This window comes from Desulfatiferula olefinivorans (genome assembly GCF_054657895.1).
Map to the genome: position 1 here is coordinate 204,087 of NZ_BAAHXV010000001.1, position 24,308 is coordinate 228,394.

Consider the following 24,308-nt stretch of genomic DNA (forward strand, 5'->3'; position numbering starts at 1 on the left):
ATGGAAACGATTTACTCTGCCAAACCGCTCATCGCGATCCTGGTTTCGCTTTTCGTGGTTCCCGTTCTGATTTCAAGCAAGTCGGACAATGTCCGGGAAGCCTGGACCTTTGGCGCCGCCATTCTGAAATTTCTGGTCGTGGCCTCCATGGCCCCCCTGGTGCTGTCGGGCGTCAGGATCGAGTTCACCCTGTTCGAGGTGATGCCGAATCTTGCCCTGGCCTTCCGGGTCGACAGCTTCGGTCTTTTGTTCGCCCTGGTGTCCACGCCCCTTTGGATCGTCACCTCGGCCTACTCCATCGGCTACATGCGGACCTTGAAGGAGCACAGCCAGACCCGGTATTACTGTTTCTTCGCCCTGTCCCTGTCCGCCACCGTCGGCGTGGCCTTTTCGGCCAACCTGTTGACCCTGTACCTGTTCTATGAAATGCTGTCCTTCGCCACCTACCCCCTGGTCACCCATCACCAGGATCAGGAAGCGAGAAGCTCCGGACGCAAATACATCCTGTATATCCTGGGGTCATCCATCGCCTTCGTGCTGCCGGCCATGCTGTTTATCTTTGCCGAAACCGGCACCTTCGATTTCGTATCCCAGGGTTTTTTGGGCAATCATTTCTCGCAGACGACCCTTTTGATCCTGCTTCTGATGTTCGTGTTCGGGTTTGCCAAGGCGGGGATCATGCCCTTTCATTCCTGGCTGCCCGCCGCCATGGTGGCCCCCACGCCGGTGTCCGCCCTGCTGCACGCCGTGGCCGTGGTCAAGGTCGGCGTGTTCTGCGTGGCACGGGTGATCACCGGGGTTTTCGGCACCGATCTTCTGCTTCGAACCGACCTCAACACGGTGATCTGCTACATCGCCTCGTTCACCATCATCGCCGCCTCGCTGATCGCCCTGTCCCAGGACGGTCTCAAGCGCAGGTTGGCCTTTTCCACCATCGGCCAGCTGTCCTACATCGTTCTTGGCGTGGCCCTCTTGTCTCCGCTTGCCGTCACCGGCGGCGTCCTTCACATCGCCATGCACGCCTTCGGAAAAATCACCCTGTTCTTCTGCGCCGGAGCGATTTACGCGGCCTCGGGCATCAAGAACATCAGCGACATGGTGGGTATCGGCAAGCGCATGCCCGTCACCATGGGCTGTTTTCTGATCGGGGCCTTGAGCGTCATCGGCCTTCCCCCCTGCGGCGGTTTTATCAGCAAGTGGTATCTGGTCCTGGGCACCCTGGAAGCCGGAAAGATCTTTTTCCTGTTCGTGCTTCTGGCCAGCTCCCTCCTGAACGTGGCCTACTTCCTGCCCATTGTGTACAGGGCCTTTTTCTGTACCGATGAGGAATCCATGTTCGAGAACAAGGTCGACGAGGTGCCGATCTGGTGTCTGGTGCCCCTGTGCATCACCGCCTCCATATCGGTGATTCTGTTTTTCTTTCCCCAACCCTTTCTGCGCCTGGCCCAGATGACGGCCCAGACTGTTTTCGGAGGTTGACATGAGCCCTGATTCCCCCAAGGAAACCATGGAAATCCGCCACGACCCCGTTCCGGGATACCGTCCCGTGTTTTACGGTCTGCTGGCCGCAGCGGCGCTTTTTCTCGGATTTCTTCTTTTCAACTATCTGTCCCATCCGGCATGACGAGGTACTGATATGACACTTTTTTATTCCTTGCTGATCTCCGGGGCCGTTTTTTTTGCCGTCTGCGCCCTGATTCTCCGGTACAGCCGGGGCCGGACCCTTTCGTTTTTCGACGATCCCAGGCGGGTCAAACAAACCCTTGCGGTGTTCGGCGTGCTTCTTGTCGTGCTTCTGGGCCTGGATTTCGTCGTACACAAGCACGACCCCGTGGCGCTGGGCAACGCCCCTGAATTTTTCGCCGTCTACGGCTTCATCGCCTGCGTGGTCCTGATCGTCGGGGCCCGGGTGCTGCGGCTGCTGGTCAAACGCGATGAACGGTATTACGAAAACGATTAACCCCTAACGCTGTCAGGTGTGATATGATTCAGTCACTTTTCGAAACCGGTTGCCCGCCCTCGCTGATCTATATTTTCGGCGCCCTTTTGATTCCCTTTTTGAAAGGCCGGGTCAAATCCGTGTACATGCTGCTCATTCCCCTTGTGAGCCTTCTTGTGATCGCCGGGGTCGACATTCAGGGCGGCGCCCGCTGGACCGTCGGGCTTCTGACCTTCGGACCGGAGTTCAACCTGATCTTCGGACGGGTTGACGGCCTGAGCCGGGCCTTCGGCATCATCTTTACGCTCATCACCTTCATCGGCCTGATCTACGCCCTCAAGGTGAACGACGACCTGCAGTACACGGCCGGCCTCTGCTACGCCGGCGGGGCGTTGGGCGTGACCTTCGCCGGGGACCTTTTTTCCCTGTACATCTTCTGGGAAGTGATGGCCATCGCCTCGACGTTCCTGATCCTGGCCCGCAGGACCAAGGCTTCCCAGGCGGCGGCCTTCCGCTACATTCTGGTGCATATCGTGGGGGGCCTTTCCCTTCTGGCCGGCATCGTGCTGTACATCCAGGCCTACAAGACCACCCAGTTCTCGTACATCGGCCTGACCGGCCCCGCGGCCTGGTTCATCTTTATCGGCGTCGCCATCAACGCCACGGTCTTTCCCATCCACGGCTGGCTCAAGGACGCCTATCCCGAAGCCACCGTGGCCGGGGCCGTGTTTTTGTCCGCCTTCACCACCAAGAGTGCCGTCTATGTCATGGCCCGCATGTTTCCGGGCACCGATCTTCTGATCGTTCTGGGAACCCTCATGGCGGCCATTCCCATTTTTTACGCCATCATCGAAAACGACATCCGGCGGGTCCTGTCCTACAGCCTGATCAACCAGATCGGTTTCATGCTCTGCGGCATCGGCATCGGCAGCCAGCTGGCCATAAACGGGGCCGTGGCCCATGCCTTCTGTCACATTCTCTACAAGGCCCTTCTGTTCATGTCCGCCGGCGCCGTCATGGAAATGACCGGCAAATCCCGCTGCACCGATCTGGGCGGTCTGTACCGGACCATGCCCCTGACCTGCCTGTTCTGCATCATCGGCGCGGCGTCCATTTCGGCCGTCCCCCTGTTCAGCGGGTTTGTCAGCAAGTCCATGATCATCAGCGCCGTGGGCTACGAAAAACTCCTTCTGGTCTGGATGGTGCTCCAGTTCGCCGCCGTGGGCGTCTACTGCGGGCTCAAGGTGCCGTACTTCATCTTTTTCGGAAAGGATTCGGGTCTCCGTCCCAAGGAAGCGCCGGTTCACATGCATGTGGCCATGGGCATGGCCGCCTTTTTGTGCATCTACACGGCCGTGGACTACCACAGCCTGTACAATCTGCTGCCCTTTGCCGTGGACTACCATCCCTATTCGGGCAGCCATGTGGTGGGCCAGCTCCAGCTTCTGATGTTCGGCGCTCTGGCCTACTTCCTGCTGATTCTTTCCGGGCTCTATCCGTCGGAGGTCCGGGCGGAAAACCTGGATACGGACTGGTTCTACCGCAAGGGGGGCAGGGCGTTCTACCGACTGGCCGATGCGGTGATGAACACGGCCAACGCCGTGGCCGATGCCGTGCTCGTCCGTACCCTGACCTCGGCAATCAACCGGTTCGCGCAAAAGGCCCCGGCCACCCTGGCCGGGCTTGTCCTGCTGCCGTTCAAGGGCCTTCTGACGGACGAGCCCACGGATGACGCCGCCTTTACGGCGCGGATTACCAAAGCGTTCGACAGCGGGTCCCTGCCCGTGGGCCTGACGGCTCTCGTCACCGCCCTGTTCATCGTGGGGCTGATCGCTCTGACATAAATCATAAGGTACGAAAAACAGATAAAGGACACGCCCATGGCCTCAATCGACGATTTCAAAAACAACATCATCTTCAGTGATCTGACCGATCAGATGATCGAAACGATCATCCCCCTTGCCAAGGTTCTTCACGTGGAATCCCGGGACTACGTGTTTCGGGAGGGCGATGCCGTGGAAAACCTCTATCTGATCCGGCGCGGCACGGTTTTGATCGAACAGCGTCTGTCGGACAAGATGACCCTCACCGCCGGCACCATCACCGTGGGCGAGACCTTCGGGTTTTCCGCCCTGTTTGCCGAAGGCACCTACAGCACCAACGCCGTCTGCGCCGATCAGTGCGAGCTGATCGTCATCAACGGCCAGGCCCTGATGGATCTGCTTCAACGGAACCACTCCATGGGCTTTCATGTGATGAAAAGCATCGCCGTGGTTTTTTCAGGCCGGATCCAGCGGCGCACCGAGCAGTTCCTCAGGGCCGTCACCACCCATCCGGATATCCATGATCTGAAGCACTGATTTTTTTCCCGTCATGTCTGCCCGGGCGTTGCCGCCCGGGCTTTTTTATCCCCCCCCGATGCATCGGTTTCGATCTTCCTTGACGTTAACGTAAACAGCGTTCGCGGGTCCGTATTATAAACCCAAACGTAAATGAAAATCCTTTAATTACCATTGTTTATCCTACAAAGTATTTGTTTTTTACGACCCGGGATGGTATTTAGAACCATTGTTTTTTATGCGAACCGATGACACGCGTCACGAGGTTCATTCTTGATCGCAGAGACGTGATCCCTTCTGGAGCAGGCGTGTGGAGGGGGATGATCTGTACGGCAACGCGCCGGGGTATCGGGCATGAGGTCGTGAGAAACCCAATCGGTTGCACGGTGTGTTTTATACTTTATCCGGATCCGGCGCCCGACACGGCACCGGGTTCATTGTTGAGGGGGAGATTCAAAACATGAAAAAAATCGTTCTCGGTATGATCCTGTCGGTGATCACTGCAACAGCCTCATACGCGGCCAGCGTCGACACCTTCGGCATCGGCCCCAAAGCCACGGCCCTTGGCGGTGCGGTCACGGCCCAGTCCAACGACGTCTTTTCCATTTACTACAACCCGGCGGGCCTGTCCCAGCTCAAGGGCGGCCAACTGTCCGTGGCCCTGCAGGTGTGCGATCCGGACCTTCAGTTCCATGAATACACCGCAACAGGCGGTCGTTCCGAATTCACCGGCGCACCGCTTGCCGACATCGGCGGCAGCAATATTAAGGACGAAGCAGACCTTCTTTACGTGCCCTTCCTGGGATACGCCCAGCCGATCAACGACAGAATCTCCCTGGGTGTGGCGGCCTATGTGCCCTTCGGCCTCGATGTGGAATGGAGCGACAGTTCCGCGGGTTCCCTAAACTGGTTTCACTCGTACTACCTGCGTGAAGTCGTAACCCCGTCCGTCTCCTACAAAATTAACGACGCTTTCTCCGTGGGCGTGGGCGTTTCCATCGGCAAATCCAAATCCGGTGCGGAAAAAAATCTGAATCTCGCCGCGCCGTCTGAAGCGTTTCGTGGCGTGATTGCCCCTTCATACGACACGTATACGGATCAGGCTGACATGATGACAAAGCTTGGTGAAATCAACGCGACCGTAACAGCGGCAACTGGCAGTGCCGCTACGGGTGCTGCCGCCGCCCAACTGGCCGGCGCCTATTACCTGTATGACGGAAAACGGCTTGAACTGGAACTGGAAGACAGCTTCAACTACTCGATGAACGTGGGTCTTCAGTATACTCCCAACGACAAGGTCGCTGTGGGTCTTTCCTACCGGGGCCGGGCGGAAGCCGATTTTGACGGCGATGTGACCATCGACGGCGCCAAAGTAACCACCGCCGACATGTCCTACGACCACCCCGAACAGGTTCAGGTGGGCGTGATGGTCAAACCCGTGCCCAGCGTCACCCTGGAAATGGACGTGGTCTGGACCAACTGGAGCATTAATAGTACCCAATATACCAAATTTTCAACGCCTCTCATGGGTGCCATTCCTGATGAAACCCTCGAACGAAACTGGAACGATACCAACCAGATCCGTCTGGGCGCCGAATGGCAGGTCAACGAGATGGTGGCCCTGCGCTGCGGATACTTCTACGATCCGACACCGATCCCCGACAACACCTTCGACATCATGTGGCCCGACGCCGACCGCAAGACCTATTCGATCGGAACCGGCCTCAACTTTGGTCCCTGGACTCTGGACGCCTCGCTGCAACTGGCTCACGCCGAAACCAAACGCATGATCGGCGGCGAAAGCGACAATCTGAATCACTCATACAACCCCACCGGCATCACCGGTTACCGGGTTGAAACCTCCGCCGACGGTTTCCTGGTCGGCTATGGTCTGGCGCTGACCTACAATTTCTAAGCGTTTCGTTTCACACACAGGCACAAAAAAACCAGGGGCGTTACCGCCCCTGGTTTTTTGTTTTGATCGGCCGATCAGGCCTCGATGATTTTCAGTCGGGCCTGGACTTCATCGGTTCCGGTCAGGTAGAGCGTGTCCAGAAAGGCCGTCTCAAAACTGCCGGGGCCCTTGCTCAGGCGGGCGGCCATCTCTCCGCAGAGGCCGTAAAACCCGAAGGCCGCCGCCGCGGATCGCAAGAGATCATCGGGACATACCGCGCAGAAAGCCCCGACCACCGAGGACAACCCGCAGCCCAGCCCCGTCACCCGGGCCATCATGGGATGGCCGTTTCGAACCCGATAGACCGCCCGGCCGTCGGTGATGCAGTCCTCCTCACCGGATACGGCCACCACCAGACTTAAACGCCCGGCCATGTCGCGGCAGACATCCACCGCCTCATCGGACAGACCCAGGGACGAATCGACGCCCTTGGTGGTGGCCGCCACATCGGACAGGGACAGCACCTCCGAGGCGTTGCCCCGGAGCACCGAGACCCGGCATTCATCGAGTATCCGTCGCACCGACCGGGTCCGGTAGGCCGTGGCTCCGGACCCCACGGGATCAAGGATCACGGGTATACCTTTGTCGTTGGCCGCCCGTCCGGCCGTGATCATGGCCGACACCCAATTTTCCTCAAGGGTACCGATATTGAGCACCAGGGCATCGGCAAGGGACACCATGTCGGCGACCTCGTCACGGCTGTGGGCCATGACCGGCGATGCGCCGATCGAAAGCAGAATATTGGCCGTGACGTTCATGGCAACAAAATTGGTGATGTTGTGAACAAGGGGAGACCTTTCGCGAAGGGTCTCCAGATTATCCCGGGTAAAGGCTTTCATGGTCATGGTTCAATCCTCGCATAGGGGGGGGGGAATCGTTGAATTGGTCTCTGATCAGATACCACAGACGCAACAGCCCTGCAAGCCTCCAGCAGGGAAGGGCCGGGGCAATCGCATGTTCCACGGTCATGCGCCGGATGTCGATGAGCGGCACCGTGTGACAGGCGAAGGCCTGTCCGGCTTTTCTCATAGGCGTGTCTTTGTGCCTCTGTGAGAGCATTACACCGGCGTCTCAGAAGGGGACGGTCTATGAGATTTCTCACGGAGCCACAGAGTCACAAAGAGGGTGTCGTGTGCTCACGCGGTGTATTTCCTGCCGGCACGGATGACGTGTTTAAGTCCACAGGATTGATCTGTGATCAATCCACTGAGATTCTCACGAAGACCGTTTTTAGTTTTCTTCAAGGGTTTGAAACATGCGATGATCAGGGCAATCGCATGTACTATTCGTTCACGTGCATGTTCACGGTCACGCGCACGAGCACGGCAGACCGAGACCTTCTCGACCGCATCATCCCTCGCCGGTTGAACCGTCTGACGGTTGCGTTCACGTGTTGCCTTCCGGCATCGTGCTCGTGACCGTAAACGTGAACGGCATGATCCGTTCCGCAGGAAGAGACCCATGTGTTTTAAGATCATACTTGCGATTGCCCTGAGGGCAGGGCCGGGGCAAACGCATCGGTGTCGTACGGGGACGGTTCGGCAGGACAAAAACCTTCTAAGGTTTGATGAACTCGTAAAAAGTCATCAAATGATGGCAAAGAAAAAAGTTCGAGTTCAAGGCGTCGCGAATCCCGAGGAATGAGGCATACTTAGGGTACGCCGCAGTGACGAGGGATGAAGCGCAACGCAGAAATCGGACTTTTTACGAAGCCATCAAGGTTTGGCGTCGTAATCGTCGATCAGGCGGTCCAGGTCGGAGACGCGGTCAAAGGGGCCCAGCACCGTGAGGGAAGGGCGCTGACCTCTGAACTGGCGGCGGGCCAGGGCGAGGATGTCGTCGACGGTCACCGCCTGGATCCGGTCGATGACCTCGGAGACAGTCATGTCCCGACCGTAGTGGATTTCATTCTGGGCCATGCGGATCATCTGACTTTCCGTGCTTTCGGCGGATAGAAGGATGTTGCCCTTGATGTATTCCTTGGCGGCGCGCAGTTCCTCGTCGGGAATGGGCCCGGCGCAGAGGGCGCCAAGTTCCTTGAGTATCAGGGACAGCGAGGCTATCACGTCCTCGGGGGCCACGGCGGTGTAGACGCCCGACAGGCCCGTATCCGTGTTGAGGGCGGTGAACGAATAGATTGCGTAGGCCAGGCCTCGGTTTTCCCGGATTTCCTGAAACAGGCGGGAACTCATGTTGCCGCCCAGAAGGGTGTTGAGCAGGGAACTGCAGAACCGGTCCGGATCGGTGAGGGAAAGGCCCCGATTGCCCAGACAGAGATGGACCTGTTCCAGGTCCTTGGGATAGACCCGGGTATGGACCACGGGGTCGGGACAGAGCCGCACCAGGGGATCGGTTTTGGCAGGCAGTGAGTCGAAGATCGGAGCCACACGGTCCACGAACTGTTCGTGGGACAGGTTGCCCGCCGCTGAAATGATGATGCGTCCCGGCTGGTAATGCCGGGAAAAATAGTCTTTGATTTTTTGTGAATCGAAGGTTTCGATGGTTTCCGGGCTGCCCAGAATCGGGAGGCCCAGGGCATGGCCCTTAAAGTAATTTTCTTCGAAGAGGGTGTGAACGTATTCTTCAGGACTGTCTTCGATCATGCTCACTTCGGACAGAATCACCGGTCGTTCGCCTGCAATGTCCTGGTCGTTGAAGGTCGAATGGAGCACGATGTCGCCGAGCAGATCGACCATGATGTCAAGATGGCTGTCGATGGCCCAGGCGTGATAGCAGGTGTATTCGGACGAGGTGAAGGCGTTGGAATGGCCCCCGATGGCGTCGAATTCCCGGGCGATCTGGAAGGCGGAGCGGGTCCCGGTTCCCTTGAACAGCATGTGTTCGATGAAATGGGAGAGGCCGTTTTCATGGGCGGCCTCGTCGCGGGAGCCCACCGTGACCCAGATGCCCATGGACACCGAACGGACGTGGGGAAGGTGCCGGGTAAGCACCCGGACACCGTTCCCCAAAACCGTTTTACGTGTCGTTACGACGGTCATCTAGTTGTCTTCTTCCAGGATATCCGCAGTCTGGTCGTCCATGGCCGCCTTGTAGCTGAGGCGGATCTTGCCGTCGCGGGTCACTTCAAGGACCTTGACCCGGATGGTGTCGCCTTCTTTGACGATGTCCGTGACCTTCTTGACCCGGTAGTTGGCCAGCTCGGAAATATGAACCAGACCGTCGGTACCGGGCTTGATGGTGACGAAGGCGCCGAAGTCCGTGGTCTTGGACACCACACCGTCGTAAATGGTGCCCGGTTCGGGATCGGTGCCGATCTCGGTGACGATGCGGAGGGCCGCTTCACCGTCTTCCTGGCTGGTGGCGTGGATCTTGACCAGGCCGTCGTCGTTGACCTCGATGGTGGTGTTGGTGTCGGCCTGGATCTGGCGGATGATTTTACCGCCGGGGCCGATAATGTCACGGATCTTGTCCTTGTTGATCATGACCGAGTAGGCCTTGGGCGCATACTTGGAGATCTCGGGGCGGGTTTCACCCAGGCTTGAGAGCATGCGGTCGAGGATATGAATCCGGCCCATGCGTGCCTGCTCCAGGGCCTTGACCATGATGTCCTTGGACAGTTCTTTGATCTTGATGTCCATCTGGAGGGCCGTGATGCCGTCACGGGTTCCGGCCACCTTGAAATCCATGTCGCCGGTGTGGTCTTCATCACCGAGGATGTCGGACAGGATGGCGATCTTGTCCCCGTCCTTGACCAGACCCATGGCGATGCCGGAGACCGGCGCCTTGATGGGCACGCCGCCGTCCATCAGGGCCAGGGTGCCGGAACAGACCGTGCCCATGGAGGAACTGCCGTTGGATTCGGTGACTTCGGAAACGATCCGGATCACGTAATCGAACGACTCCCTCTCGGGTAGGACCGCCTCGATGGCCCGATGGGCCAGGGCGCCGTGGCCGATTTCACGGCGACCGGGACCGCCGATGCGTTTGACTTCACCCACGGAAAAGGGCGGGAAGTTGTAGTGAAGCATGAACGGTTTGGTGGAATCGCCGCTGAGGGTTTCCACCCGCTGTTCGTCGTTGCCGGAGCCCAGGGTCACCACGCCGAGCACCTGGGTTTCACCGCGGGTGAACAGGGCGCTGCCGTGTGTACGGGGCAGGACACCGACCTCGCAGGTGATCGGACGGATTTCATCGAAGGCGCGACCGTCGATGCGGTGGCCTTTCTCAAGGATGATTTCCCGGCTGACGGCCTTGATGTGTTTTTCCCACAGACCGCCGATCTCGTCTTTCCGATCGGCGTACGCCTCGCCCAGGCTGTCGATCAGATCGCTTTTGATTTTGGACAGGGCGTCACGACGGTCCATTTTGTCGGGAACCTGAAGGCCGGCGACCACGGCGTCGTAGGTCTTTTCCTTGATCAGGCCGTAGAGGGCCTCGTCGATGACCACCGGTTCGACGGGCCGTTTGGGCTTGCCCAGGGCCTCGACCAGTTTTTCCTGGATGTCGATCAGAGGCTGCATGGCCTTGTGCCCGAATTCGATGGCGTCGAGCATGTCGGCCTCGCTGACGATTTTTGCCCCGGCTTCGACCATGATAACCCCGGTCCGGTTGCCGGCCAGCACGATATTGATATCCGCCGGTTTGGATTCCTCGATGGTGGGGTTTGCGATCAGTTCACCGTTTACCCGGGCCACGCGGACCGCGGCAATGGGGCCTTCGAAGGGAATATCCGAAATCGACAGGGCCGCCGAGGTGCCCACCATGGCAAGGATGTCCGGCTCGTTTTCGCGGTCCATGGACAGCACGGTGCAGATCACCTGGGTCTCACAGTAGTATCCCTTGGGAAACAGCGGGCGGATGGGGCGGTCGATCAGACGGCAGGTCAGGACTTCCTTTTCGCTGGGGCGTCCGATTTCCCGGCGGAAGTAGTTGCCGGGAATGCGGCCCGCGGAATAGATTTTTTCCTGGTATTCGACGGTCAGGGGCAGAAAATCCAGGCCTTCCCGGCCTTTTTTTTCCGACACCACCGTTACGAGAACCATGGTTTCTCCCAATTGGACGATGACGGCTCCGGAAGCCTGTTTGGCGATTTTACCGGATGAGATGCTGAAGGTCTTGCCGCCGATTTCAGCGTGAAAGCGTTGTTCCATTATGTCACTCCTTTGTCTGTTGCGTGGGCGGCGTCGGAAGGTTTGCGTAGCAATCGATTCATGTGAAATAATCGCACACATGTGACATCAAAAGAAGCCATGGGCGTGACGAGGAGCCCGGGCCATGGTCTTTTGATATTACAGGCGTGCTTATTTGACATGAATGGTGGCTTCGTAAAACGTCCGATTTCTTCGTTGCGCTTCATCCCTCGTCACTGCGGCGTACCTTAAGTACGCCTCATTCCTCGGGATTCGCGACGCCTTGAACTCGAACGTTTTTCTTTGCCCGCCTTTGATGACTTTATATGAGTTCATCATGAATGGCTATTACGCAAACCGGGAATCCGAACGCTGCGGGTTGTGTGTTCGAGAGGCGCCCGGCCTTAGGGGGCCGGGCGCCCGTTCGGGTTTTAACGTTTCAGCCCCAGTTGTTCGAGCAGGGTTCTGTAACGGTTGATGTCTTTTCCTTTGAGATAGTTGAGCAGCCGGCGCCGACGCCCGACGAGGATCAAAAGACCGCGGCGTGAGTGATGATCCTTTTTGTGAACCTTGACGTGTTCGGTCAGGTACACGATGCGGTCGGTGAGCAGGGCGATCTGAACTTCCGGTGAACCGGTGTCGGAATCGTGCTGCTTGAATTTGGCGATGGTCTCAAGTTTGTCTTCTTTGGCGTAAACCACGTTTTTCCTCCGTCATAAAGTTTGGAATAACCCGGGGATCCGTCGCCGCTCAAACCAATATTCCACTCAGAATGAACGCATGGGGTCGAGACGGATCCGTCAATCGATGAATATATAAATCAAGGCATTATACATCTAATCCTTAAAAACACAACAATAATTGTATCGCCGCCTGCTTTTGTCGAACTCCGCCAGAGCCAGAACCTGCCGGTTTTTATCGAGAATCTTAAGGCAGCCCTCGGGCGGCGTCACGGCCAGATCGGAGGGGCCCAGCACTTCCCCGTTCCGGATTTTGACGGAAAGGGCGTCGTCCACCGATGCTTCGGGCATGTCCGACAGGGCCCGGTCCATGGAAATCAGGTGACAGGTCCAGTCGGGCAGATCGGCCAGGGTGTCCGGATCCGTGGCCTGGGACAGGGAAAACCCGCAGGTTTCGGTGCGGACCAGGGCACTCAGGTGTGCGCCGCATCCGGCCAGGTTTCCGATGTCGGCGGCCAGGGACCGGATGTAGGTGCCCGCCGAACAGGCCACGGACACAACGATGGACGGCGGGGTGATGTCCATGAGCTCCAGACGGTGGATGACCACGGCCCGGGCCTCCTTTTGAACGGGCTTGCCTTTGCGTGCCAGTTTGTAAAGGGGAACCCCCTTGTGCTTGAGGGCCGAATACACGGGGGGCATCTGCTGCAAGGGCCCCAGAAAATGTGAAATCAGCCCGGTCTGAACTGTTTCGCTGAAAAAATCCGGATGCTGATCGAAAAAATCCTTGGGGGCGGTGCGGGTCACGGCGCCGGTACGATCCAGGGTGTCGGTTTCGATGCCGTAGGTGATGGTGGCGGTGTAGGCCTTGTCGCCCTGAAGAAAAAACCGGGACAGCCGGGTGCCGTGGTTGATGCCGCAGACCATCAGGCCCCGGGCGAAGGGATCCAGGGTTCCGGCATGCCCCACCTTGGCGGCGCCGGTGATCCGTTTGACGCGGGTGACCAGACCGGCGGAACTGAGATTTTCCGGTTTGTCGATGAGCAGAATACCGCTGGGGCGGGTTAACAGGGATCGGGTCATGATCAGAGGGCTTCGGCCAGCGAGAAGATCTGTTTCTTGAGATCAGAGAGGGTCAGGGATTCGGCCTTGAACCCGGCGGCGTTGCAGTGGCCGCCTCCGCCCAGCCGGGCGGCAAACCGTGATACATCCACCGAGCCGTTTGACCTCAGGCTCACATGGTAGGTGCCCCTGCCGTTGACGCCGGGGTGGGTTTCCCGGATCAGGGCCGCCACCTGGACGTCCTCGATGTGTTTGGCGTAGTTGACCAGGCCGTAGATGTCTTCCAGCTGGGTTCCCGTTTCCATCAGCATTTTCTGGGACAGGAACATGGTCGACAGTTTGCCGTTGTCTGAGATTTCAATGGTGTCGAGGACCATGTTGAGCAGCCGGAGCCGTCCCAGGGAATAGGTGGCGTAGACATACTGGGCCACGATGTAGGGATCGGCGCCCTTGGCCACCATCTCCGAAGAGATCGAAAAGGCGGCGCTGTTGGTGTTCTGAAACAGAAAGGACCCGGTGTCGGTGAGGATGGCCGTGTACAGGGCGTTTGCAATGGTGGCGTCGATGGGCGCATTCAGGGTTTTGATCAGCCGGTAGATGATTTCCGCCGTGGCGCAGGCCCGGCTGTCCACCATCTGATGGGTGCCGAAGTCGGTATTGGTCGGGTGGTGGTCGATGTTGACGATCACCGGGATCGTCCCGATGGTCTCGGACAGTTTTCCGATGCGCCCCAGATCGCCGCAGTCGAGGACGATGGCCATGTCGAAGACGGACAGATCGCCGATGCGATCCACAATCAGGTTCACCGACGGCAGAAACCGAAAAATGGCCGGGATGGGACTTTCGTTGAAAAGGGTCACCGTTTTGCCCAGCGATTTCAACGCCACACCCAGGGCCAGCATGGAGCCGATGGCGTCTCCGTCGGGCTGGACGTGGGACACGACCAGAATGGTGCGGCTGTTATGAATGGCATGAGGGATCATGGCGTATGATCGTCGTCTTTGTCTTTCAGGGATTTGAGGATGGCATCGATGCGTGATCCGTAATCGAACGAGGAGTCATGCATAAAACGGAGTTTGGGCATGAACCGAAGGCCCAGGTTTTTGGCCAGGGCGCTTCGGATGAAGCCTGATGCGCTTTCAAAGCCGTGGAGCGCGTCTTTCTGCGCTTTTTCTCCACCGGCGCAGGTGAAGTAGATGTAGGCGTCCCGAAGATCCGGACTGAGTTTGACACCGGTGACGGTGACCATGTCCAGACGGGGGTCGCTGATTTTTTTCGTGAGGAGCTCGGACAGGGTCGTCTGAATTTTCATGCCGATCCTGTCAGCCCGCGTAAAGGGTTTCATCTGTCCTGTAACCTATCAATCAAGACTGGGCTTGACCTCTTCGAGTGTGTAACAATCCAGGGTGTCGCCAACCTTGATATCATTGTAATTTTCGATGCCGATGCCGCACTCGTACCCGTGCTGGACTTCCTTGGCGTCGTCTTTGAACCGTTTCAGGGACGAGATGTTGCCGTCATAGATGATCACGCCGTCACGCAGAAGACGGATGCGCTGGCCGCGCTGGATATGGCCTTCGGTGACGTAGGCTCCGGCGATGGTGCCCCGTTTGGGAATCACGAAGGTGTCACGGACTTCGGCCCGACCCAGGATCACTTCCTTGAAGGTGGATTCCATCAGGCCGACCATGGCATCGCGCAGATCCTTGATGGCATCGTAAATGATGTCGTAGAACCGCATGTCCACATGCTCTTCCTTGGCCATGTCCTGGACCTTGGTGGCCGGTCTTACGTTGAAGCCGAGAATGATGGCGTTGGATACCGCGGCAAGGGAGATGTCCGATTCGGTGACGGTTCCCGTGGCCGAATGGATCACGTTGATCTTCACTTCCTGGGTGGTCAGCTTGCCCAGGGCTTCCTTGAGGGCTTCGATGGAGCCGTGAACGTCGGCCTTGATGATCAGGTTCAGGTCCTTGACGATGCCTTCTTCCATCTGCTCGAACAGACCTTCCAGAGACAGGCGGCTGTTTTTGGCCAGTTCGCGGGATCGGGCCTTTTGGGTCCGGTGGACGCTCACCTGTTTGGCATCCTTGTCGGCGGCCAGGGCGATCAGCTCATCGCCGGCTTCGGGAACACCGGTCAGACCGATGACCTCCACGGGGATAGACGGTCCGGCTTCGGTGACCTGGCGTCCCTGGTCGTTGAACATGGCCCGGATTTTACCGTAATGCATGCCGCAGACGATGGATTGGCCGGTTTTAAGCGTCCCTTCCTGAATCAGGACGGTGGCCAGGGGGCCCCGGCCCGAATCGAGCTTGGATTCGACCACGTGACCGGTGGCGAACTTGTTCGGATTGGCCTTGAGTTCCAGGACTTCGGCCTGGAGCAGGATCATTTCCAGAAGATCGGTGATGCCGATTTTCTTTTTGGCCGAGACGTTGACGAAAATGGTGTCGCCGCCCCAGTCTTCGGGAATGACGCCGTGGTCGGACAGTTCGCGTTTTACGCGGTCGATGTCGGCGCCGTCCTTGTCGATCTTGTTGACGGCCACGATGATCGGCACTTTGGCCGCCTTGGCGTGGTTCAGGGCCTCGATGGTCTGGGGCATGACCCCGTCGTCGGCCGCCACGACCAGGACCACCAGGTCCGTGACCTTGGCGCCCCGGGCGCGCATGGCCGTGAAGGCCTCGTGACCCGGCGTGTCAAGAAAGACGATCTGACCCCGGGCCGTTTCAACGTTGTAGGCCCCGATATGCTGGGTGATGCCGCCTGCTTCGCCGTCGGCAATGGCGGTTTTGCGAATCACGTCAAGCAGCGAGGTCTTGCCGTGGTCGACATGGCCCATGATGGTGACCACCGGCGGGCGGGGAAGCAGTTCCTCGGGATTGTCTTCGCTTTCAGGTTTGAGCAGGACGTCCTCTTCAAACGAGGCCCGTTCCACCTCGAATCCGAATTCCGAGGCGACCAGCACCGCGGTGTCGTAATCGATGGTCTGGTTGACCGTGGCCATGACGCCCAGGCCCATGAGTTTGGCGATCATTTCACTGGCCTTGATGCCCATGCGTTTGGCCAGATCGGCCAGCACGATGGTGTCGTCGATCTTGATCCTTCGCTTGATGGCCTTGGGTACGGTGATCTGCGTTTTCTGGCCGTCGGGTATTTTGACTTTACCGCCTTTGGCGCCTTTCCGGCCCTTGCGGCCTTTGCCGCCGGCATAAAGGGCGTTGCCTTCGACCACGGTCTTGCGTTTGGATTTTTTCTTGGAAAATTCGTCGCCCTCATCCTCTTCGGCAAAGGCCCGTCCTTTTTTGCCTTTTTTCGCCAGGCGGTCTGCGGGCGAGGCGTCTGCGGCGGGCGTCACGACGATATCCGGTGCGGAAACCTCGGTGGTGTCGGGCGTCACGGGGACCGGATCAGGCAGCTTGATGATGCGGGCCGCGGTGAATTTTTTCTTTTTCTTCTTGCGCCCGGTGGGGGTTCCGTCTTCGTCCAGCTCGTTTTCCTCGGTGTCTTCCGCCGCCGCGACGGGTTCCTGATCCGCGTCACTATCGGCCGGTGACGTTTCTTCCAGGGCTTCGGGCGCCGATTCGACGACGGTTTCCGGGGCCGGGGGCTCGGCTGAGGGTATCTCTGCGGCGGGGGGGGCGGCCGCGGGTTCTTCGGCTTTCTCGTCCAGTTCGGGCTGGGCGGGAACGGGTTTTTTTACGATCCTGGCCGGTTCGAAATCCGGCTTGGCCAGATGCTTGACGGTTTTGACCTCGGCCTTGGGCGGTGACGGTTCCGTGTCCTCATCCGTCTCAGGAGCGGCGTGTTTTTCCTCCACGGGCTCTTTCGTCCGGGACGGAGACGCGGCTCGTGGGGCCGGGGCCTCGGAGGGGGCCTCCGCCGCCTCGGTTTCTTCGGATTCGGTGTCCTCCGACAGAAGGTCCTCGCCCTCCTCGTCCGATGCGCGTTTGCGACGACGGATGACGGTCGATCGCACGCGCTTGACATCCACATCCGTTTCTTTTTTCCCGAACAGGTTGGTTTTGATCAGCTCAACGATGTCATCGTCCAAAGAACTCATGTGGCTTCCGACCGAAATGTTCATTTTTTCGATCTTGGTCAGAAGGGCCTTATTGGTCATGTTTAGATTTTTGGCAAGTTCATATACTCTGATTTTTGCCATTCAATCCCCCTAAATTGATCTGCCCCCGAAGGCAGGTTGAGTCTCAGGCGGTTCCATGAACCCTTGCCGTCATAAAGCCGTAAGACATTGAGTGTTCGTTATGGCCGGCGACTATACGTCGGAGCCGTTTTCCGGATCCGGGTCGACCATGGCCGCCGGTTCCGATGGTTCTGATTCAACACCTTCCGGTGCCGTTTGCACGTCGTCCGTCTCGCCGGGGCCTTCCTCGATCGAAGGCGGCACATAATGCATCGCCGCATCGATGATGGCCTCGGCCTTGGCCGGTCCGATGCCCTTGATCTGCATCAATTCGTCGACGGTGGCCTCGGTCACGTCCTTGACCGTGAAGAACCCCTTTTCATGAAGCGCATCGGCCACGGCGATGCTGATGCCCGGCAGGCTCAAAAGAGCGTCGTAACCGGCCTTCATCGACGAACTGTAGGATTCCTCGCTGATTACATCAAGCTGCCAGCCGGTCAGAGCCGAGGCCAGACGGACATTCTGCCCGCGTTTTCCGATGGCCACGCTCAGATAATCATCGTGAACGATCACCTCCATGGAGTGGTTGTCCTCATCGATGATCACTTTGGATATTTCAGCCGGAGCCAGGGCGTTGCAGATATAGCGTGCCGCGTCGATGTGCCAGGGGATGATATCGATTTTTTCGCCCCGAAGCTCCTGGACCACGTTCTGGACCCGGCTGCCCTTCATACCCACGCAGGCGCCCACCGGATCGATGTCGGAATCCGTGGAACTGACGGCGATCTTGGACCGTGCGCCGGGTTCCCGGGCCGCGCCTTCGATGGTCACGACCCCTTCCATGATTTCGGGCACCTCGGTTTTGAACAGGCTGATCAAAAAGTCGGAGCTGGCCCGGGTCAGAATGATCTGGGGGCCCCGTGAATCCAGGAGAACGTCCTTGATCAGCGCACGGATGCGATCGCCCCGCCGGTAGCTTTCCTTGGGAATCTGGTCCCGGACCGAGAGGATCCCCTCGGTGTGGCCCAGATTGACGATAATGTTGCCCCGATCGATACGCTGGACAATGCCGTTGATGATTTCACCCTTGCGGTCGATGAAGCTTTTGTAAACGGCGTCGCGTTCGGCGTCCTTCATCTTCTGGATGATGACCTGCTTGGCGGACTGGGCCGCGATGCGACCGAAGGAGGAGGTGTCCACCTTGGAGCCCAGGCTGTCGCCGATCTCGCAGTCGGGATCGAGCTTCCGGCCTTCTTCGATGGTAATTTCAAGCTCGGGATTTTCAACATCCTCGACCACTTCCTTGAACTGAAAGACTTCGATTTCGCCGGCTTCCTCGTTGTACTGCACCTCGATATCGGCGTCCCGGCCCAGAATTTTCCGGGCGGCGGACGTGAGGGCCTCTTCAAGGGTCTTGATCAGCACATCCGAATTGATGCCTTTGTCCTTGCTGACCTGCTCAACCACGCGTTTAATGTCTGATATCAACATCTGTTTTCTCCATTGGTTTCGGCAATCCGTGCACGTTGAATGGATGAATAGTCGATGGCCACCGTCTGCCCGTCAATGGAAAGCATCACACGATCATCGTCCGTGATGCCTTCGAGAATGCCGGTGAATTTCTTTTTATCCATCACCTTGGTCACGGTTCGGATTTCCACGGTGCGCCCCTTGAACCGTCGGTAGTCGTCTTTTTTGAACAGGGGCCGGTCTATCCCCGGTGACGAAACCTCAAGCCGGTACTCGGTATCCAGATTGAGATTCACATCGAGGATGTCGCCCAGCTGCCGGCTGATCAGCGTGCAGTCATCCATGGTCACTCCGCCCGCTTTGTCAATGTAGACCCTCAGGAAGTACTGCTGGAATTCACTGACAAATTCCACATGGACCAGCTCGATGGATTCGTCGTTGCACAAGGCGGCGGCCAGGGGTTCAACCCGGCGGGCAACGGTTTTTTCCTTCTCGGGCGACAGTCTTTTCTTCGCCGGATTAAACCGGCCTTTTCGAGCCGGCTTCAGTCCCTTCTTTTTTTCCATACCTGCACATCCCGTTCATCGCATATAAAAAAAACGGGCATTTGCCCGTTCCCATGTGCAATATACTTCAATTTTGAAGTGGACCCTGGGACACTTAACCCGACTCGGGCTCGACGCTTGTCCCAGGCGGATTAACGGTCAACCCGTCGGTCGATCGATGCTCGACCGGCGGGGGAGTTGGAGCGGGCAACGAGATTCGAACTCGCGACACCAAGCTTGGGAAGCTTGTACTCTACCAACTGAGCTATGCCCGCAATATGACGTCACCCTTGTACCAAACAGACCTTTTACGACAAAATATCAATCATGTCAATACACAATGCAGATTGCCCCGCGATACACCGAAACGGATCATGATTCGAGCATCTTTTTGATCTGTTCCAGCTCGGACCGGATGTAATTCACATCAATCGCGGCCGCCGCGGTCGGCGGCGTCCTGGACTGACCGGCTTCGTTTTCCAGGTACTTCCGGGCGCCCTGGATGGTGAATTTTTCGTTGTGCAGCAGGTGCTTGATGTAAAGAATCAGCTGGATGTCGTTTTTCCGGTACATGCGCTGACCGGTGGAGGTCCGCCGGGGCTTGATGTTTTTGAATTCGCTTTCCCAGAACCGGAGCACATGGGCTTCAAGGCCGGTGATTTCACTGACCTCACCGATTTTGAAATACATTTTGTCCGGAATGACGGGGTCCATCTCACTGTCCTTCCCAGCAGATTCTTCACCGGTCGGCGGCCGGACGATCACGAACCCGGGAGATCGGCGCCGAATCGATCGAGAATCATCTGTGTCAGTCTGCTGTGTATTGTATTGACGTCCTTGTCTTTCAACGTTTTGGCCGAGGATCGGTAGGTCAGCCTGAACGACAGGCTTTTCTTGCCTTTGGCGATGGGTTCGCCCGTATACAGGTCGATCAGGTCCGCCGCTTCGACCAGTTCTTCCCCCGACTGACGGAGGCAGGTCAGGATATCACCCGCCTGGACAGACTCGGCGCAGATGATGGTGGTGTCCCGGGACATGGACGGAAACCGGGGAATGGGTCCGGACTGGCGGACGTCGCTGGCCAGGGCCGTCAGGGGCGCCAGGTGAAGTTCAAAGAAAAACACATCCTGGCGGATATCGTAGTGATTGAGCACCTCGGGGTGAATTTTGCCGATGATGCCCAGATCGAGGCCGCCTGAGGTCATCCGGGCCAGATAGCCTTTGCGTCCGTAGGTGCATGCCGAGGGCGGCATCACGGAAAACGTAACGGCCGGAAGCCTCAGGGCCTTGAAAAAGCCTTCGAGAATACCCTTGAGGTCGAAGAAATCACAAGCCGTTTCACGGGCATACCAGGATGGCTCCAGGCTGCTTCCCGTCATGACGCCTGCGATCATTTCCACCTCGTCGGCCAGGGGGCTGTCTGATTTTTTCAGAAAGATCCGGCCGATCTCGAAGAGCATCAGATTGCGGACCTGCCGGGCGTTGTTGTGATAAATCGTCGACAGAAGGCCCGGCATCAGGGAGGTGCGCATCGCCGACTGGTCTTCCGACAGGGGATTGAGCACCGCGATGACGTCCCGGCGGGGGTCATCCGGGGCCAGACGAAGGTGGTCGCAGGATTTGGCGTGAATGAAGCTGTAATGGATGGTTTCGGAAAACCCGTACCCGGTCATCAGGGAACGCGCCGCGTCTTTCACCTTGAGGGCCGGGCTCAGATCAAAGGCTTCGGCCGGAATGGGCGGAAAGGTGGTCTGAATCCGATTGTAGCCCCAGAGCCGTGCCACTTCCTCGGCGATGTCCTCCGGCCGTTCCAGGTCCACGCGGAAGGTGGGCGGGACAACGGTCAGGGTGTCGCCGGACGCGGCGGACACGGTAATTTCAATGGATTCCAGGTACCCCTTGATTTCGTCCCGGCCAAGGGAGGTGCCCAGGCGCCGGTTGAGGGCCGGGATGTCGACCGTGATGGTGCGGCCGGGGATGGGAGACGGGTAGGCGTCGATCAGTCCCTCGACCAGATTGCCCTGACCCAGGGTGGTGATCAGCGACGCGGCCCGGTTGAGGGCGTAGATCACCCCTTCGGGATCGATGCCGCGTTCGAACCGGTAGGAGGCATCGGTGCTCAGGCCTGTTTTTTTGGACGTTTTCCGGATGCAGGCCGGGTCGAAATAAGCGCTTTCGATCAGAACCCGTGATGTGCCGTCATGGATTTCCGAATTCAGACCGCCCATGACGCCGGCCAGGGCCACGGGCTTTTCACCGTCGCAGATCATCAGCATGCCGCTGTCCAGACGGTGGGCCCGCTCGTCGAGGGTGGTGAAGGCCTCACCGTCCGCGGCGGCGCGCACCTCGATCCGTTGTCCCGCAAGTCGGTCGAAATCGAAGGCATGGAGGGGCTGTCCCGTTTCCATCATCACGAAATTGGTCACGTCCACGATGTTGTTGATGGGCTTGAGGCCCACGGACAGCAGCCGGTCCTGGAGCCAGAAGGGCGAGGGTCCCACGGTCACGTCGAAGACCAGGCGGGCCGCATACCGGGGGCACAGATCCGGATCCTTGATCGTCACCGAGGTGTAGGCGCTGATGTCCTTGTAGTCGCCGGACGGCGTAACCGTCAGGGGATCGGGGCGCTGAATCAGGGCCCGGTTCTCCTCGAAGGCGCCGATTTCCCGGGCGATGCCCATGACGCTCAGGCAGTCGGGGCGGTTGGGGGTCACGCTCACGTCCAGCGCGGCGTCGGAAAGGTTCAGGGCCCGGACCAGGGGGGTGCCCGGAGGGGCGTCCACCGCCAGCTCCATGATGCCGGACCGTTCGAGGCTCAATCCCAGTTCCGAGGCGCTGCACAGCATGCCTTCGGACCGTTCGCCCCGGAGCTTGCCTTTTTTGATCTGGATGCCGCCCGGAAGCACCGCGCCTTCGAGGGCGCAGGGAACAATCAGGTCCTTCGCCGCATTGGGCGCGCCGCAGACAATGGACAGCACCTCGCCGCCCACGTCCACCCGACACAGGCGAAGCTTGTCGGCGTTGGGGTGGGGCGCGATGTCGATGATCCGGCTGACCACCACCTTGTCCAGGGCGGCGAAACGGTCTTCCACCGATTCGATCTCAAGGCCGGTCATGGTCAAGGCCTCGGCCAGATCCGGTGTGCTCATGGTGATGGGAAGGTATTCTCGTAACCAGCTTAAACTGACTTTCATATCAGAACTGCCTTAAAAATCGTGAATCGTTTTCGAAGTATTTGCGGATGTCATCCACGCCGTATTTGAGCATGGTCAGCCGCTCCACGCCCATGCCGAAGGCAAAGCCCGTGTATTTGGCCGTGTCGTAACCGATGTTTTCGAACACCGCCGGGTGGACCATGCCTGCCCCGAGCACTTCAAGCCAGCCGGTCTGGGAGCAGACCCGGCAGCCCTTGCCCCGGCAGATCACGCAGCGGATATCGACCTCGGCGCTGGGCTCGGTGAACGGAAAGAAGCTGGGGCGAAAGCGCAGGCTGGTTTCCGGATCGAACATCTGATGGATGAAGGTGGTGAGAATGCCCTTCAGATCACCGAAGGAGCTGGTTTCATCGACCAGAAGGCCTTCGACCTGGTGAAACATCGGCGTGTGGGTCAGATCCGAATCGCAGCGGTAAACTTTTCCCGGGGCGATGATGCGTACCGGCGGGTCCTGCTTTTCCATCACCCGGGGCTGGGTCGGCGAGGTGTGGGTGCGGAGCACCGTACTGTCCGAAATGTAAAAGGTGTCCTGCATGTCGCGGGCCGGATGGTGCTTGGGGATGTTCAGGGCTTCGAAGTTGTAATAGTCGCTTTCGATTTCCGGCCCCTCGACAATTTGGAACCCCAGGCGGGTGAAGATATCGCAGATTTCCCGGGTGACCCGGGTCAGGGGATGCAGGGTGCCCTGGCGGACGGTGCGGCCTGGAAGGGTGACATCGATGCCCTCATCGGCGCCTTCGGCGGCCAGTTCGCACCGGCTGGCCGCATCCCGGAGGGCGGCCTCCAGGGCCTGTTTGACTTCGTTGGCCCGTTTGCCGGCCTGGGGCCGTTCATCGACGGGCAGTCCGGCCAGGTTGCGCAGGAATTGGGTGATCAGCCCCTTGCGTCCCAGGTAGGCGACGGAAAGAGCCTCAACGGCTTCCGGTGAATCGGCGCGCTCGATGTCTCTAAGGGCGTCCTGATAGATCTCTTCGATAGGTTTCTGCACGGTGTTTCTGCTCTGTGTTGTCGGTCCGGCCGCAGCCGGAACCGGGAACATGCCACATGCCGGTCCGTTCAGGCCCGGAAGGGTTCCCGGGCATCCGGAAGAACGGGGCCGGACACAATGAAATCATAAACAGGTAAAGGGAATGAAGCGATCGGCAGGAATGCCGCAAGCCGCTTGATTCCCTTTACAGGCAAATGAATGACTATGAAAGCTGCTGGGACGCCTGGCCGGCGATCTGGCTGAACGCCGCGGGATCGGAAATGGCCAGCTCGGCCAGAACCTTTCGATCCAGCTCGATATTCGCACATTTGAGCCCGTGAATAAACTTGCTGTAGCTCAGGTCGTTCATGCGGGCTGCGGCGTTGATACGGGCGATCCACAGGGCACGGAAATCGCGCTTTTTGGCTTTGCGGTCCCGGAAGGCATACATCAGGGCCTTGTCCACCGAGTCGGCGGCGGTACGGAACAGTTTGCTGCGGCCTCCGCGGAAACCCTTCGCCAGCTTGAGAATTTTCTTACGGCGTTGTCTTGCTTTGTAACCTCGTTTGATTCGCATGGTATACTATCTCCTCACACATCGAAAGCGATGTCATGACTATGGCTGAACATCAGGCCCCTACAGGTTGGGAAGCATCCGTCGGATGGCCTTGACGTTGGTTGAATCGATGATGTCACCCTGACGGAGCGACCGTTTGCGTTTGCGTGACTTGCTGGTCAGGATATGACCGGCGAAGGCCTTCTTGAATTTGAATTTTCCGGTGCCGGTGACCCTGAATCGTTTGGCGGCGGCTCTGTTGGTTTTGATTTTTGGCATTTACATTCTCCTTAAAAGACTCCATATGCGTTGTACAGTCATCGGAAACCCGGGCCTCCGAACAA

General features: G+C 58.5%; 21 protein-coding genes and 1 tRNA gene. 6 read left to right on the top strand and 16 right to left on the bottom strand.

Features of this window, described 5'->3' with window-relative positions; all coding sequences use genetic code 11:
- The 6 genes from ACYQ11_RS00785 to ACYQ11_RS00810 all read left to right on the top strand — a co-directional run bounded on the left by ACYQ11_RS00785 (position 1) and on the right by ACYQ11_RS00810 (position 6,193).
- Positions 1-1,479 (top strand): monovalent cation/H+ antiporter subunit D family protein, encoded by a 1,479-nt coding sequence (locus ACYQ11_RS00785; RefSeq protein ID WP_459921826.1) that lies wholly within the window; start codon positions 1-3, stop codon positions 1,477-1,479.
- Position 1,480: 1 nt separating this feature from the next.
- Positions 1,481-1,624, top strand: a complete 144-nt coding sequence (locus ACYQ11_RS00790; RefSeq protein ID WP_459921827.1) for a hypothetical protein — start codon at positions 1,481-1,483, stop codon at positions 1,622-1,624.
- A gap of 12 nt (positions 1,625-1,636) precedes the next feature.
- Positions 1,637-1,960, top strand: a complete 324-nt coding sequence (locus ACYQ11_RS00795; protein ID WP_459921828.1) for a hypothetical protein — start codon at positions 1,637-1,639, stop codon at positions 1,958-1,960.
- Positions 1,961-1,983: 23 nt separating this feature from the next.
- Positions 1,984-3,783, top strand: a complete 1,800-nt coding sequence (locus tag ACYQ11_RS00800) for a Na(+)/H(+) antiporter subunit D (RefSeq protein WP_459921829.1) — start codon at positions 1,984-1,986, stop codon at positions 3,781-3,783.
- 36 nt (positions 3,784-3,819) lie between these two features.
- The gene (locus tag ACYQ11_RS00805) at positions 3,820-4,299 is read left to right on the top strand and encodes a cyclic nucleotide-binding domain-containing protein (protein ID WP_459921830.1); all 480 of its coding nucleotides are present in this window, start codon (positions 3,820-3,822) and stop codon (positions 4,297-4,299) included.
- A 439-nt stretch (positions 4,300-4,738) separates the two neighbouring features.
- Entirely contained in the window at positions 4,739-6,193 is a 1,455-nt protein-coding gene (locus ACYQ11_RS00810; protein WP_459921831.1) for an OmpP1/FadL family transporter, read from the top strand.
- Positions 6,194-6,267: 74 nt separating this feature from the next.
- Here ACYQ11_RS00810 and thiM read toward each other — a convergent pair whose 3' ends face one another.
- The 16 genes from thiM to rpmI form a co-directional block, all read right to left on the bottom strand.
- Positions 6,268-7,077 carry a hydroxyethylthiazole kinase gene (gene thiM / locus ACYQ11_RS00815; RefSeq protein ID WP_459921832.1) on the bottom strand — a complete coding sequence of 270 codons (810 nt, stop codon included), beginning with the start codon at positions 7,075-7,077 and terminating at the stop codon, positions 6,268-6,270.
- Between the two features lie 870 nt (positions 7,078-7,947).
- Complete coding sequence (locus tag ACYQ11_RS00820) at positions 7,948-9,231, bottom strand: M16 family metallopeptidase (RefSeq protein ID WP_459921833.1); 1,284 nt, start codon at positions 9,229-9,231, stop codon at positions 7,948-7,950.
- A complete protein-coding gene (gene pnp / locus ACYQ11_RS00825) occupies positions 9,232-11,343 on the bottom strand; it encodes a polyribonucleotide nucleotidyltransferase (RefSeq protein ID WP_459921834.1) in 2,112 nt (703 codons plus the stop codon).
- Between the two features lie 410 nt (positions 11,344-11,753).
- Positions 11,754-12,023 (bottom strand): 30S ribosomal protein S15, encoded by a 270-nt coding sequence (rpsO, locus tag ACYQ11_RS00830; RefSeq protein ID WP_459921835.1) that lies wholly within the window; start codon positions 12,021-12,023, stop codon positions 11,754-11,756.
- Between the two features lie 135 nt (positions 12,024-12,158).
- Positions 12,159-13,085: a tRNA pseudouridine(55) synthase TruB gene (gene truB, locus ACYQ11_RS00835; protein WP_459921836.1), complete on the bottom strand. Its 927-nt coding sequence runs from the start codon at positions 13,083-13,085 to the stop codon at positions 12,159-12,161.
- 2 nt (positions 13,086-13,087) lie between these two features.
- Entirely contained in the window at positions 13,088-14,047 is a 960-nt protein-coding gene (locus ACYQ11_RS00840) for a DHH family phosphoesterase (protein WP_459921837.1), read from the bottom strand.
- Complete coding sequence (rbfA, locus tag ACYQ11_RS00845; RefSeq protein ID WP_459921838.1) at positions 14,044-14,409, bottom strand: 30S ribosome-binding factor RbfA; 366 nt, start codon at positions 14,407-14,409, stop codon at positions 14,044-14,046. Before rbfA ends, ACYQ11_RS00840 begins: the two co-directional genes overlap by 4 nt.
- A gap of 15 nt (positions 14,410-14,424) precedes the next feature.
- Positions 14,425-17,232, bottom strand: a complete 2,808-nt coding sequence (gene infB, locus ACYQ11_RS00850) for a translation initiation factor IF-2 (RefSeq protein ID WP_459921839.1) — start codon at positions 17,230-17,232, stop codon at positions 14,425-14,427.
- Positions 17,233-17,343: 111 nt separating this feature from the next.
- Entirely contained in the window at positions 17,344-18,702 is a 1,359-nt protein-coding gene (nusA, locus tag ACYQ11_RS00855) for a transcription termination factor NusA (RefSeq protein ID WP_459921840.1), read from the bottom strand.
- Positions 18,696-19,247 carry a ribosome maturation factor RimP gene (locus ACYQ11_RS00860; RefSeq protein WP_459921841.1) on the bottom strand — a complete coding sequence of 184 codons (552 nt, stop codon included), beginning with the start codon at positions 19,245-19,247 and terminating at the stop codon, positions 18,696-18,698. The genes nusA and ACYQ11_RS00860 overlap by 7 nt, the downstream gene beginning before the upstream one ends.
- A gap of 178 nt (positions 19,248-19,425) precedes the next feature.
- Positions 19,426-19,501, bottom strand: a tRNA-Gly gene (locus tag ACYQ11_RS00865).
- A gap of 97 nt (positions 19,502-19,598) precedes the next feature.
- A complete protein-coding gene (locus ACYQ11_RS00870) occupies positions 19,599-19,940 on the bottom strand; it encodes a MerR family transcriptional regulator (protein WP_459921842.1) in 342 nt (113 codons plus the stop codon).
- A gap of 47 nt (positions 19,941-19,987) precedes the next feature.
- Positions 19,988-22,420, bottom strand: coding sequence for a phenylalanine--tRNA ligase subunit beta (gene pheT / locus ACYQ11_RS00875; RefSeq protein WP_459921843.1), 2,433 nt, complete (start codon positions 22,418-22,420; stop codon positions 19,988-19,990).
- A 1-nt stretch (position 22,421) separates the two neighbouring features.
- Positions 22,422-23,429 (bottom strand): phenylalanine--tRNA ligase subunit alpha, encoded by a 1,008-nt coding sequence (gene pheS / locus ACYQ11_RS00880; RefSeq protein ID WP_459921844.1) that lies wholly within the window; start codon positions 23,427-23,429, stop codon positions 22,422-22,424.
- Positions 23,430-23,631: 202 nt separating this feature from the next.
- Positions 23,632-23,985, bottom strand: a complete 354-nt coding sequence (gene rplT, locus ACYQ11_RS00885; RefSeq protein ID WP_459921845.1) for a 50S ribosomal protein L20 — start codon at positions 23,983-23,985, stop codon at positions 23,632-23,634.
- Positions 23,986-24,045: 60 nt separating this feature from the next.
- Positions 24,046-24,243, bottom strand: coding sequence for a 50S ribosomal protein L35 (gene rpmI, locus ACYQ11_RS00890; protein WP_459921846.1), 198 nt, complete (start codon positions 24,241-24,243; stop codon positions 24,046-24,048).
- Between the last annotated feature and the right edge of the window lie 65 nt (positions 24,244-24,308).